This window comes from Salinirubrum litoreum (assembly GCF_020567425.1).
GTDB lineage: Archaea > Halobacteriota > Halobacteria > Halobacteriales > Haloferacaceae > Salinirubrum > Salinirubrum litoreum.
Window position 1 is genome coordinate 608,888 of the sequence record NZ_JAJCVJ010000001.1, and the last position, 12,679, is coordinate 621,566.

Consider the following 12,679-nt stretch of genomic DNA (forward strand, 5'->3'; position numbering starts at 1 on the left):
CCCTGCTCCTCGCTTTCGCTCGCGCTCGGTCGCTCCCGCCAGCGACCAAACCCTCTTGTCGGCTCACGAGCCACTCTCGGTATGCGCACCCTCGACGAGACGGACCTCAAGATCCTGCGCCTGCTCTCCGAGGACGGCCGGAAACCGTACAGCGAGATCGGCGACAGCGTCGGTCTCTCCGGGCCGGCGGTCTCCGATCGCGTCTCGCGTCTGCGAGAACTCGGCGTCATCCGGGGGTTCACCGTGGACGTGGATCGTTCGACGCTCCGGGACGGCACGCCGATGCTCCTCCGACTGTCGGTCGTCCCCGACGACGTCGAGTCGGTCGTCGCGACACTCGGCGAGAGCGAGGAGACCGAGACGGTCTACACGACCGCGGCCGGCGACGTGGTGGCGCACGTGAACCTGCCGACGACCGACGCCCGGTCGTGGCTCCTCGACACTGTCTCCGGAGACGCCGTCCGGTCGTTCGACGCCGACCTGTTGACGGACGTCGAGACGACAGACGCGGTCGCCGGGACCGACTTCGCGCTCTCCTGTGCGGAGTGTGGCAACACGGTCACCGAGGAGGGCGTGACGACGCGGGTCGGCGACGACCTCGTGAGCTTCTGTTGTTCGTCGTGTGAGTCACGCTACCAGGAGCGGTACGAGGAGTTGAAGCAGGGCGTCTGAGTCGCCGACAGGGTTAGGCGGTTACTCCAGCAGGCGCACCAGCGCCAGTAGCGACACCAGCGTCAGCGTCAGCGCGAGTGTCGCCCGCCAGTCGCCGACGCTCGAGAAGCCGCCGACCGGGCCGAGCAGGTACACCGCGACCAGTGCGACCGCGACACCGGCCCCGGCGACCAGCGTGGAGCCAGTCAGGTGAACCAACTCGGCGTCGCGCGTCTCGCCGTCACGACCGACAGACAGGCCCAGTCCGGTCGCGTGGTCGCCGAAGTCCCAGACCAGCATCGCACCTGCGACCCCCAGCACGACCACCAGCGGTGTGCCACCGAGCGCGCCGACACCCAGTGCGGCCGCGAACAGCGTCACCGCCGCGAGCGTGAAGCCGCGTGCCCGCGCCGACAGCCCCGGCGCGGCCGAGGCGAACAGGACACCACCCAGCGCGAGCATCGCGCCGGTCACGGCGACCGTCAACCCACCGAGGACCATCACCGACGGCCCGAGCAACTCGGTACTCGCCCGCAGTTGCCCCGGCGGGAGTCGCGTCGTCACCGCCCGCGCGACCGGCGGGATCGCCAGCGGAACACCGACGAACAGGGTGACGAGCAGGCCGGCTCCGGCCAGCGAGACGGTCTCGGCGGGGTCGGGACCGGCGACCGATCGGACCGACCCGATCGTCGGTCCGGCGAGCGCGACCGTCCCGGCGGCCAGCGTCCCGACCACGAGTGGGACGTGGAGCACGCCAGACTGGAGCAGGAACCGAACCGCGTCGCCGACGACCGGCACGACCGAGAGAACCCACGCGAACGTCTCCGGTGCGTATGCCGCCAGCACCGCCTGTAGGCCGAGTGCGGTCCAGTACCCGCGCGGGACCGCCCACACGTCGAGCGCGAGCGTCTCCAGTGGCTCGGTCCCTCGGGCCACCGACTCGGGTGCGTATCGCTCGACCACCGGGAGTGCCATCGCGGTCGCCACCCCGAAGGCGAGCGCGAACACCTGCACGAGCAGGAGGGCAGTGAGTTCGTTCAGCGCGACGAGCCACGCGAGCGAGTCGGCACCGAACCGGGCGACCGCGAGGACGGTCCCGGTCGTCACCCCCGCGAGAACCAGTACGCCGCCGACCAGTGCCAGTCCGGACCACCAGAACGACCGGGTCAGCGATCCGGTCGCCTCGGTGTCGAAGCCGACCGACGCGTCGACAGCACTGGTCGCCACCGCGAGTCCGACCGCCGCACCGACCAGCGCGGCCGAGCCACCGGCCGCGACCGCCCCACCGACCAGCAGTCCCGATCCGAGCAGTCCGAACAGGCCGCCGCGCACGGTCGCCGCGTTCCCGCCGGTCTCGACGTCCGCCACCGCCACGCCGAGCAGGAGGCCCCCGAGTGCGCTCCCGGAGACAGCCAGCGGCGCGCCCACAGCCCAGCCGAGCACGACGCCGGCGACGACGGCGACCGCGACCGCCAGTCGCCCGCCGACGTGTGTCGGCGCGTTCGGTAGTTCCGGGTCGGGCCCCTCGTCGGTCGTCGCCGTCTCCTCGGCCGACCCACGTGCCGCGTCGGTCGTCGTCACGCGGACCACCGCCTGCGGGCCGCGTCGAGACTGCTGCGCAGCGGCCGGTCGGGCGACCAGTCCGCCACGCGGGAGCCGTGCTCCCGGAGCGATTCGAGTCGCCGCGCCCGATCGATTCCCGCGACCGTCCCGCCGGGACTGTCGCCGGTCACGTCCGGACTGACGACCGTGACCGCGTGACCGTAAGCCGTGAATCGCCGGGCGACGTCGACCGCGTGCTCGTCGACCACCGGCGAGACGAACAGCACCTGCGCGTCGTCGGGGAGCGACCGCCGGAGTCGCCGGAAGGGCCGACTTCCGGACAGTCGCATCACGGCCGGGTCGTCGGTGTCGAGGTCGCCACCGAACAGTCTCGCCGCCCGGAGTGCGACCGTCTCGCCCGTGCCGGGCGCCAGGTAGCCGCCGTCCTCGCCGTAGGTCGCCACCCCGACCCGGTTCGTCTCCGCACAGAGTTCGTCGATCAATCGGACGGCGGCGTACTTTCCGAGTTCGACGCCGTCGAGACTCTCGTCGTCGGGCGCGACCTGTGCGTCCTCCCGGGTGTCCACGACCACGACGACCGTCGCCGCCCGGTTCTCGCGGAAGTCGATGGTCGTCAGTTCGTTCGACCGGGCGTACCGCTTCCAGTCGACCCGGCTCATCGGATCACCGGGCTGGTACTGGCGGGTCGAGTAGAACTCCACACCCTCGCCGCCGGCGTCGGTCGGCACGCGGCCCGCGTACTGGATCGTCTGGCCGGTCAGCGGGACGCGGTCCACACCGGCACTGCACGTCACCTCGATCCCGAGGTCTGCGGTGATCCGGCGCTCGCCGGTCCCGCTGACGTTCCGAGCGACGACCGCGAGGTCGCCGAACTCGTGGTCGCCGCGTCGGGCCGCCAGCCGATACGAGAACGTCGTCGACTCCCCCGGTCGCAGACTCGCCGAGTGGCGGGGCGTCCCCGACACGACCGGCATCCGGGCCGGCGCGCCGTCGGCGATCCGCACGTCCGCGAGGGGCCGAGACCCGACGTTCTCGACCGTCACGCTCACCGTGACCTCGCTACCCGGTTTCGGCGCGCCGGTGTCGATCCGACGCTCCACGTCGAGTTCGACGGCCGGCGGGCGCGTCGCGTAGCCGTAGAGCGCGAACGCCAGCGGGACGACCCCGGCGACGAACGCGGCGGTCGTCCCCGTCAGGACGCCGGCCGCACCGGCGACGAGTCCGGCGGTCAGGCCGATCCCCCAGCGATCCACGCCGACGGGAGTGCCGTCGTCCGGCCCGACCGAGACACTCGCCGCGATCTCACCGTCGCCGTGTGCGCGCCGGTCGGCCAGCAGGCCGAGTTCGGCCGTGAGGTCCTCGCGCTCGGCGTCGGTGTCCCCGGACCCGACAGCCGCCGGTTCGGCGTCCGGTCCGGTCGAACCGCTCCCGGTTCCGCTACTCGGTGCCTGTCCCGTCGTCGTGCCTCCGGTCCGGGTCGCGTCCGGCGGGTCGTCGTCCTCCGTCACCCACTCCGGAGCCGCGACACCGGCATCGGTTGCCAGATCGGCCTCGGAAGTCGCGTCTGTGGATTCGGACTCGGTCACGGAGTTCTCGGGGTCGATATCGGCGACTGATTCCTCGGATTCCGTCCCGGAGGCCGACTCCTCGGCCGTCTCTCCCACGAGTTCGCGGTCGCTCATCGACTCACCTCACGAGCGTCGGCAGCGGACTCGGCCGGCGACGACGTATCGGAGTCCGGTTCCGTCGCGCTCCGTCCGCGCCGAGACTCACCGCGCAGGTCGCGAAGCGCGACGAGTTCGGCGACCGTCACCTCGACGTTCCGGTCGAACCCCTCGCCGGAGAGCCAGTCGCGGAGCCGCGTCCCGAGCGGGAGTTGCGGGGGCCGGACACCGTCACTCCCGCGACCGGGGACGCCGGCGAGAAACGCGCCGGCTCGCTGTGCGTCGGTCCACTGGCCGGTGTTCACGAGTCGTTCTGCCGCCGAGCGGTCGATCCGTCTGGTGTCGATCAGCGTCTCGACGACCGCGCTCCTGAGCTGTCGGCGCGCCTCCCGACGGTTGTAGCGCCGCCGCCACGCGACGACCTCGTCGCGGTCGTCGTTCTCGGCCGCGAGCGTCACGTCGATCTCACGACCGGCGACGCTTCGCGCCCACGCGGTCTCCGTCGGCGTCACGCGGTCGAACCACTCGTCGTCCGGTTCGGTGGGGTCGTCGGGTCCGCCGGTCGGGACGACCGTCACGGCGGCGTACAGCACCGTGACGACGCCCAGCAGGACGACCGCGCCACGGTTCGCCAGCAGTCCGCGACCGACCGCTTCGAGCAGGCCGGTCGGGAGGAGCCACGGCGCGAAGACGAGCAGGCCGGCCAGCAGGAGTCCCCCGACGCCGATGCCGCCGAGTAGCGTCTCGCGGTTGGTCCCGAGTGCGTTGCGCACCCACCCGGTGAACCGACCGGCGAGTCGGGAGAGGGAGGGCGGAGTTCCCGCAGAGCCGCTCTCTCTGCCGGCACCCGGCGATCTGCGGCTCACGAGTCACGCACCTCCAGATGCTGGCGGATGGCCGCGATGGCCTCGCGGGCCGACTGGACCCGCAGTTCGGAGGAGGGGTAGTCCCCGTACCGCACTTCCCGGAAGACCGTCGTCAGGGTCTCGACCGCGTCCGCCGGGAAGCCCTGTTCGACTGCGGCGCGGGCGAAGTCGGCCGGCGTCGCGGCCCGGCGGTGGCGGACGCGGACCTCGTCTGTCATCGCGTCCCACGCCTCCTCGATGTCTGGCGGTCCCGGATCGACCGGCTCCTGATCGGGGTCGGTCCCCGCACCCGCCGACGACCGCTCGTCGTCGTCCGACCCCCAGTTGCGACTCGTCACGCCACTGCCGATGCTCGCCAGCGCGCCCGACAGGGAGAACAGTCCGTCGAGTCCCCGACCGAGACCGCCGAGTCCCTGCGCGAGTGCGCTCGGGACGCCGACGACCGCGACCTCTAAGCCGCGAGCGATCCCGCGCCCGCCGGCCGACAGCGCCGACCCGACCCCGTCGGCCAGTGAGGAGAGCGCGTCCACGGTCGGCGACAGCGAGGTCCCGACACCGAGGACGAACAGCATCGACTGGCGGGGGAGCTCCGCGAGCAGGGCGGGGAGTCCGCCGTCCGGCAGTCGAGCCTCGTCGATCGGAAGCAGACCGAGCAGTGGGTAGCGCCGACCCCGGTGGTGTCGGACGCCGGCGAGGAGGAGGACACTGCCGCCGCCGAGGGCGAACAGCCAGAGGATCGCTCCCCAGTTCAGCGACGGTGCGTCGCCGGTGTCCGGCGGAATCGGCGTGTCTGTCGCCGTCGCGTTCGGCTCCGGCGTGTCGGTCGGCGTCGGGGTGTCGGTCGTCTCGTCGCCGGGGTCGGTCGGCGTCGGTGTCGGTGTCGATACGGGTGTCTCGGTGCCACCGGTCGGATCGCCCGGAAGCGTCGGTCCCCCGGCGTCCCGGCTGGGGTACGACCCGAAGCCGGTCGCGGGGAACAGCGAGGCCCCGAACAGGACCGCGACCACACAGAGGAGGGCGAGGGCGGCGCGCTGGCGGTCGTATGCCACGTTGCCAGGCCGTTTTCGGCGCGCAGGCAAATGCTTTTCCTACGTGGAGCGTGTCGGTGCGAAAGAAGCACTGTCGGTCGCGACGTCGACCGATCTTCGCCCTCGCCGACCCCCGCACACCGACCCACACCGACAATGTCGCCCGACGCACCTCCCACGACCGCCGACCCCTCCACCCGCGACCGCCACGCCGACGACGCGACCGACCTCCGGCGTCGTGTCGTCGTGACACTGCTCGCCGTGCTCGCTATCGACACCGCGTTCGTCCTCGTCGTCACGGCGCTTCTCTCGCCGTGGCTGCGACCCATCGGGGACGCGCTCGTCGCCGCACTCGGCGTGCCGGGGACCCCGACCGCAGTTCGCTGGCTGGCGGTCGTGGTCCCATGCGTCGCGCTGTTCGCGTGGGCACAGCTCCGATACACCCGGCGGGAACTGCTCGCCGAGGTCGACGCCGACCCGATCACCGCCGAGTCGCATCCCGCGCTCCACGACCGCGTGGCCCGACTCGCACAGCAGGGCGGAACGACCCCGCCGACGGTCGCGGTCGCCGACAGTCCGGTCCCGAACAGCCTCACGGTCGGTGGCCTCCGGGACGCGACACTCGTCGTCTCGACCGGCCTGCTGGAGACGCTGGACGACGAGCGACTCGACGCGGTGCTGGCGCACGAACTCGCACACGTCCGGAACCGGGACGCGGCCATCCTCACGCTGGCGACGTTCCTGCCGGCAGTGGCGGGCGGCGAGGCGTCGTTTCTCGGCGTCCTCTTTCCGGCGTCGTGGAGCGACGGCGCACGGAAGGCGACGGTCGTCGTGGGACTGCTCGCACTGTTCGTGGTCGGTGCGGTCGTCTTCGACGGACCAGTGGGGGCGGGCTACCTCGTCGGTGTCGCCGGCCTCGTCGGGTTCTCGCTGGTCTTCGGCGGTGTGGCACTCGGCGTGGCGGCCGCCCCGGTGGTCACGCTCGGCCGGCGACTCTCCCGGGCCAGGGAGTTACAGGCCGACCGCGCCGGGGCACTGCTGACCGGGAACCCGAGCGCGCTGGCCGACGCGCTGGCGACGCTCGACGCCTCGGTCGCGGACACACCGGCCGACGACCTGCGGACGACCGCCTCGATCAGGGAGCTCTGTCTCCTCCCGCACGGCTTCGACGACGCAGTGTCGAGCGAGGGCGTCGGCGACTCACTCGCCGGCGGGGTACCGGTCTCGATCCGGAGCCACCCGCCGACCGAGGAGCGTATCGCGCGACTCCGCGACGTCGCGCGGGCACTCGAGTCGGGTGGGTGAGACGCGCCACAAGACACAACTCTCGTGGCTCCGAAGATCGACCGATGTACGCGAGTCTGGAGAGCCAGCCATGATCACGAACCGCGAGATCAAGAGCGAGGCGCTGCTGGACGAGGCGCTGACCGAGATCGTCCAGAGCGCCCGCGAGAACGAGATCTCCGACCAGCGACTGGCCGAGACGCTGTTCGACACGGCCGAGGCGGTCGCCAACGGCGAGTTCGAGGCGAGCGAGCGAGCGCAGTCCGAAGAGTGAGTGACGCGGTGCCGGAGACTCGTCGACGTCTGCGCGAGAGAACCGTCCGTGTCGGTCGCAGTCGTTCTCGTCGGTGTCAGCGCCAGTCCTCGTCGTCGTGGTCGGTGCCGGTCGACCCCTCGAAGGAGATGGCGGAGGGGGGCCGCCCGGCGGCGTCGAGAATCTCGTCGGAGACTTCGATGGGACAGTCGACCCGCACTGCGAGTGCGATGGCGTCGCTCGGCCGGGCGTCGAAGACGAACCGCTCCACCTGACCGTCCTCGTAGCGTTCGGCGTCGACCTTGGCGAAGAAGGTCCCCTCGGAGAGGTCGTCGATCCGGACGCGGTCGACCGCGCCGCCGAACTCCGTCACCATGTCGACGAGCAGGTCGTGTGTGAGGGGGCGCTCGAACTGCTCGCCCTCCATCGCCAGTCGGATCGCGTTCGCCTGGTCCTCGGTGACGAAGATCGGGAGCAGTTCCTCGCGCGCCGAGAGGACCACCGCCGGGACGTTGTTGCCGTCCGCACCGATCCCCATGCCGATCCCTCGCACCTCGGCAGTGTGTGACATACCCGTAGTTCGTCGTGCCGGTACGAATAGTTGTTCCCGGTCACGGTGGTCGACCCGGCGGAGTAGTCGCCTCTGTCTGAGTGGTCCTCGTCCCTCCGAGTCCACTCGGCGGGTCGGTGTCGAAAGAGCCGTATCCCCGGCGCGAGAGTAGCCACCGATGACACACCCGGTCGCGGAGTCGGCACCGATCCGCGTCATGAGCTTCAACGCCCGCGTCCACGTGCCGGAGGACGGGAAGGACACGTGGCCCGAACGCGCCGAGGGGGTCGTCCGCCTCGTCCGCTACCACGCGCCCGACGTGGTCTGCTTCCAGGAACTCGCACCCCACCAGTACGACTTCGTCCGCGACCGACTCGACGGCTACGACTGGGTCGGTGCCGGCCGACGCGACGGAGCCGGCAACGGCGAACACGTCCCGGTCGGTGTCGATCCCGAGCGACTCCGCGTCACCGACCACGAGACCTTCTGGCTCTCCGAGACGCCGGACGAAGCGGGGAGCGTCGGCTGGGACGCGACCTACCCCCGGATCGTCACCCGCGTCTCGCTGGTCGAGACAGAGTCGGACGACGCCGACGCGCCGCCCACCGACGCCGCCGCGACCGACCCCGTCCACGTCGCCAACACCCACTTCGACCACGAAGGCGTCGAGGCCAGAGCCGAGAGCGCGCGGGTCGTCCGCGACCGACTCGCGGACCTCGACGGGCCGACCGTCCTGTTGGGCGACTTCAACTGCGAACCCGACAGCGTTCCGTACCGCCGACTCGTCGCGGACGAGGGAGAGACACCGGGGTTCGACGACGCTCGACGGCTCTCCCGCGAGGGCTGTCTCGGCCCGGAACACACGTTCCACGAGTTCACCGGCGACCCGACGATCCAGATCGACCACGTGTTCGTCCGGGACTGTTCGGTCCTCCGGCACGCGACCCTCGCGGACCGGATCGACGACGACCGCTACCCCTCGGATCACTTCCCGCTGGTCGCCGACCTCCTGCCGGACTGACGCCTCACAGGGGCGAGGCGGCGGTCACCGGTCGATTCGCCAGACGATCACTTCTCGATGCGCCAGAGACCGAGTTTCTCGGCGACCGACCGCACGAACAGGTACGCGACCAGCAGCGCCGCCGCCGCGAACAGCGGGCCAGCGAGCAGTCGCGCAGTCCGGTACGGGAGCACGATCCGCGAGAAGCCGAGGACGACGAACCCCGCGAGGATCAACCCGAAGGCGAGTCCCGAGAGGCGGACGAAGCGGTCGGGTGTCACGGCTCGTCACCACCCGGTACGGACGACCTCACTGTGGTGCGGGCGTCCGGGTGTACTCCCACTGGTCGGTGTACGCCCGGTAGAGCCGACCGACCATCGTGCGGTTCGTCGCCAGTCTCGCCAACAGTCCCGGCCGGCGCAGGAGGCGACCGAACGCCTGTCGCGGGTCGCGGTCCACTGCCTCCACGTCGATGCCCGACACCGCGTCCATCACGTCGCCGAGGATGTCCGGCCGGCCGTCCTCCAGCGCACCACGGACGACGTACGCGAGTCGGTACTCAGACCGCATCCGCGAGTAGAGCTGTTGCGGATACGACGCGAGGTCGTCGCGCGCGGCGAGCGAGGCCATCAGGTACGACGACTCGACCGCCTGCGAGATTCCCTTGCCGGTGAAGCGGTTGGCGATGCCGGCCGCGTCGCCGACTCGGACGATGGATCGGTCGGGATCGTAGACACGACTCGGGTCGAGCGACGGGCCACGCGGGATGGTGTAGATGTTCGCCGCGCCTCGCTCGGGCACCGGCCAGTCGTTCCGCTCGCAGGCGTTCTCGAACGCTGCCATGTAGTCGTCCGGGAGTTTGTCCTCGGCCCACCCGATGCCGACGTTCGCGCGGTCGGGCGTCTTCGGGAACACCCACGAGTAGCCGAGGTAGTTCTCGAACAGGATGACGGAGCGAGGGTAGATGTGGGAGAAGTCGCCCGTCACGTCGGCGTTGATCGCGGTCATCCGGCCGCTGTACTCGGTGGTCGTCCCGTCCACCTTGCTCGTCAACGCGGGCTGGCCGGTCGCGTCGACGACGAGGTCGGACTCCGCACAGAGCCGAGCGAAGTCGGCCTTCGAGATACCGGTGTTCTCGCGCACGTCGACACCGTTTGCGTCCAGTTCCCGCGCCCACGCTCGCTCGACGAGGTTCCGGTCGGTGATGTAGCCGTGTTCCGAGGGGAAGACGCCACTGCCAGCGAGTCGTCTCTCGCCCGTGTCGCCGGTGAACACCTGCACCTCGAACTCCGGCGTGTGGTTGACGAAGCCGTTCTCGGGAGTCTTCGCCAGCGGAATCGAGGACACGTCGGTCATCGCCTCGCCGCAGTTCACGCGCTTCGTGTCGTAGGCCTGTCGCTCGTACAGCGTCGTCTCGTAGCCGAGGACGTTCAGCGCGTGGGCGGCCGCGAGTCCCGCCATCGCGCCGCCGATCACCGTCGCGGTCTGGCCCGCGTGCGAGCGGTCCGCCGGGAGACCGTCGGGCCTGCCGAGATAGCTGCGGAACGGGTCCTGCTCGGCGTCGGAAGTCATGACAACTGATACTGGAGATTCGCGCAAAAGGCTACCGTTCCGGGGACGCGGCCGGGGTGTCGTCTGCCGCACTCGTGGGCGTGGCGTCCGTGGCGACCGTGGCGTCGCCCGGGACACCGAGACGTTCGGCGACCAGGTCGGCGAAGTCGTCGGCGAAGGCGTCCACGGCGTCCCAGTCGGTGTACTCGTAGTCCCGCGAGGTGTCCGTGTCGCCGGTCGAGGACTTGGCGATGCGCTTCATCACGAACCGGAGCAGGAAGTTGTACTCCGAGTACCGGAGTGCGCCCGCGAAACTCCCGACCAGATCGGCCCGCCACCCGGTCTCCGCGAAGAACTCCTCGACGTAGCCGGCGGCCTCCCCGCGTCGCTCCGGGTCGTCGCTGGCCGCCGAGAGCGACACCTGCACGAAGCCGGAGGGCCGGGACGAGAGCGCCTCGCGTTGCTGTTCGGCGAACGCGACGATCTCCGGTTGGTGGCGACCGGTGTGGATCGAACAGGCGACGATCACGGCGTCGTAGTCTGCGGTCGACACGTCGGCCGGGTCGCGTTCGATCTGCACGAGTTCGACGGTGTGGCCGTGTTCACGGAGTCTGTCTGCGATACGGTCGACCACGCGGGCCGTCTGGCCCTCCGAGGTCGCGTAGGGGACGAGGATCGTTGACATCACTGCTCACCGGGTAGAGAGACGCGTCCCGAGGAGATAGTCGAGCGACCTGATTCTCGGGAGTCGAGAGCCGCACGCTCCGACGCGAGACGTGATGTCTGCTCCCGGCGAACGCTGGACCCGCCGAAAAATCGAAACGAAGTGCTCGCGACTACGGGCGGAGTCGCTCGCCGCGAGCGGGTGAGATACTCTCCCCCATCGGCGGGTAGTCGAAGTAGTCCTCGGGGTCCACATCGGCGATGCTCCCGTCGGCGATGGCCTCCAGCGTCACGTCGAAGCCGACGACCGTCGCTTGCAGGTAGCGGCCGAACGCCTTCTGGCCGATCTGGTCGGTCTGGAAGGAGGTCTCGTACAGCATCCCGGCCGCGTTCGTCTGCGGCGTCAGGGCGTCCAGATACGACCCCCACAGCGGGAAGTAGCCGTACCGGGTCGTGCTGTCGAAGACGCTGTTGCCCTTCTCGGCCAGCGCGTTGGCGACCAGCGCGTTCAACTGGAGCGACCGCGTGCTGGTCGCCTCGTCGAGGAACGGGTTGACGGCCTGCTGAATCGGTTCGTAGTCCGGCGGGTAGAACAGCGACCGGTCGCGGTACGCCGGGCCGAACGCGGCCATGATCGCCAGCAGGCTCTGTTTCTGTGGCCCCTTGCCACCGCTGTCGGGCACGAGGTTCCCGCCCCGGTGGTGGTGGGTGATCGCGTAGTCCGGATCGGCTTCGAGGTACGACCGGGTGACTGCCCGGACCTCCGGCGTCAGACGGAGGCCGCTGCTGAACAGCGTGTACCCCTCGTACTCCAGATCGAAGAACCGGTTCGCGAACCACGACCCCTGATCCTCGTCGTCGGGCGCGTCGAAGTCCGTGACGATGCTGAAGTCGCGGTTCATGTCGTAGCCGGACGGCGTGCCGGACGGCGAAGAGTAGTGATAGTACGGTTCGTACGTCGAGTCGGACGGGGACCACGGCTGGGTGTTGGTCCGCCGGCCGACGATCTCCTCGCGACCGTCGTCGTCGTAGTCGTAGGCGAACACCGCGCCGTCGGGGTTGACACGCGGGATCACGGTCAGCGTGATCTCGTCGAGGATGCGGTCGACCTGTCGCCCGTTGCCGAGTGCGAGTTTCCGGAGGAGTTTCAGCGCCACCTCTGTCCCGGAGGCTTCGTCGCCGTGGATCTGTGTGATGATGTGGACGTTCGTGTCGCCCTCACCCACCTGCATCTCCCAGACGGTGCCGGCACCGCCGGCCGATTCGGTGAGCGCCCGAAGCGAGGTCCGGTCGCTCTGGCGGTGGATCTGCTGGAGCGCCGCCGCGAGTTGTTCGTTGTCGTGGAAGGCGTTGAGGTTGATCGCCTGTGGCGACCCCCGCCGGGGACCGCCGGGTCGATACACGTCGTCGTTCTGTCCTGCGACCGTCGTCGTCGCGCCGCCAGCGAGCGTCGTCAGGCCGGTCAGTTTGAGGAAGGTTCGTCGGTCCATGGTGTACTGCGGGGGGCCATCGCCACAGACAGCCGTCGCTCGGCGTCTCCTGGGGCGACGAGACCACCCCCGCACGCCCTGACTTCACCGCCCACGGGCTTAAATTCGTGTGAACA

Annotated in this window: 13 protein-coding genes; 4 read left to right on the forward strand and 9 right to left on the reverse strand. The window is 70.3% G+C overall.

Going from position 1 to position 12,679, the window contains the following annotated elements:
* Positions 1 to 81 precede the first annotated feature (81 nt).
* Positions 82 to 672, forward strand: a complete 591-nt coding sequence (locus tag LI337_RS02940) for an AsnC family transcriptional regulator (RefSeq protein ID WP_227228221.1) — start codon at positions 82 to 84, stop codon at positions 670 to 672.
* 21 nt (positions 673 to 693) lie between these two features.
* Here LI337_RS02940 and LI337_RS02945 read toward each other — a convergent pair whose 3' ends face one another.
* The 4 genes from LI337_RS02945 to LI337_RS20140 are packed head-to-tail and all read right to left on the reverse strand — an operon-like array spanning position 694 to position 5,793.
* Positions 694 to 2,232, reverse strand: coding sequence for a DUF7519 family protein (locus LI337_RS02945; RefSeq protein WP_227228222.1), 1,539 nt, complete (start codon positions 2,230 to 2,232; stop codon positions 694 to 696).
* Entirely contained in the window at positions 2,229 to 3,896 is a 1,668-nt protein-coding gene (locus tag LI337_RS02950; protein ID WP_227228223.1) for a DUF58 domain-containing protein, read from the reverse strand. Before LI337_RS02950 ends, LI337_RS02945 begins: the two co-directional genes overlap by 4 nt.
* A complete protein-coding gene (locus LI337_RS02955) occupies positions 3,893 to 4,744 on the reverse strand; it encodes a DUF7269 family protein (protein WP_227228224.1) in 852 nt (283 codons plus the stop codon). Before LI337_RS02955 ends, LI337_RS02950 begins: the two co-directional genes overlap by 4 nt.
* On the reverse strand, positions 4,741 to 5,793 hold the full coding sequence (locus LI337_RS20140; RefSeq protein WP_227228225.1) for a DUF4129 domain-containing protein: 1,053 nt from the start codon (positions 5,791 to 5,793) through the stop codon (positions 4,741 to 4,743). The genes LI337_RS02955 and LI337_RS20140 overlap by 4 nt, the downstream gene beginning before the upstream one ends.
* A 135-nt stretch (positions 5,794 to 5,928) precedes the next feature.
* Between LI337_RS20140 and LI337_RS02965 the strand changes: the two genes are divergently transcribed.
* Together LI337_RS02965 and LI337_RS02970 are read left to right on the forward strand one after the other, a co-directional pair.
* On the forward strand, positions 5,929 to 7,077 hold the full coding sequence (locus LI337_RS02965) for a M48 family metalloprotease (protein WP_227228226.1): 1,149 nt from the start codon (positions 5,929 to 5,931) through the stop codon (positions 7,075 to 7,077).
* 70 nt (positions 7,078 to 7,147) lie between these two features.
* Positions 7,148 to 7,330: a hypothetical protein gene (locus LI337_RS02970; RefSeq protein WP_227228227.1), complete on the forward strand. Its 183-nt coding sequence runs from the start codon at positions 7,148 to 7,150 to the stop codon at positions 7,328 to 7,330.
* A 76-nt stretch (positions 7,331 to 7,406) separates the two neighbouring features.
* On the opposite strand, the gene LI337_RS02975 is transcribed toward LI337_RS02970, so the two are convergent.
* Positions 7,407 to 7,880, reverse strand: a complete 474-nt coding sequence (locus tag LI337_RS02975) for a bifunctional nuclease family protein (RefSeq protein WP_227228228.1) — start codon at positions 7,878 to 7,880, stop codon at positions 7,407 to 7,409.
* 157 nt (positions 7,881 to 8,037) lie between these two features.
* Here LI337_RS02975 and LI337_RS02980 point away from each other — a divergent pair, with 157 nt between their 5' ends.
* A complete protein-coding gene (locus tag LI337_RS02980) occupies positions 8,038 to 8,880 on the forward strand; it encodes an endonuclease/exonuclease/phosphatase family protein (RefSeq protein WP_227228229.1) in 843 nt (280 codons plus the stop codon).
* 47 nt (positions 8,881 to 8,927) lie between these two features.
* Here the strand turns inward: LI337_RS02980 and LI337_RS02985 are convergent, their stop codons facing one another.
* From LI337_RS02985 to LI337_RS03000, 4 genes are all read right to left on the reverse strand, one after another.
* On the reverse strand, positions 8,928 to 9,140 hold the full coding sequence (locus LI337_RS02985; protein WP_227228230.1) for a hypothetical protein: 213 nt from the start codon (positions 9,138 to 9,140) through the stop codon (positions 8,928 to 8,930).
* A gap of 28 nt (positions 9,141 to 9,168) precedes the next feature.
* A complete protein-coding gene (locus LI337_RS02990) occupies positions 9,169 to 10,431 on the reverse strand; it encodes an NAD(P)/FAD-dependent oxidoreductase (protein ID WP_227228231.1) in 1,263 nt (420 codons plus the stop codon).
* Positions 10,432 to 10,462: 31 nt separating this feature from the next.
* The gene (locus LI337_RS02995) at positions 10,463 to 11,095 is read right to left on the reverse strand and encodes a flavodoxin domain-containing protein (RefSeq protein ID WP_227228232.1); all 633 of its coding nucleotides are present in this window, start codon (positions 11,093 to 11,095) and stop codon (positions 10,463 to 10,465) included.
* A 151-nt stretch (positions 11,096 to 11,246) separates the two neighbouring features.
* A complete protein-coding gene (locus tag LI337_RS03000) occupies positions 11,247 to 12,563 on the reverse strand; it encodes a M14 family zinc carboxypeptidase (protein ID WP_227228233.1) in 1,317 nt (438 codons plus the stop codon).
* Positions 12,564 to 12,679: the final 116 nt, after the last annotated feature.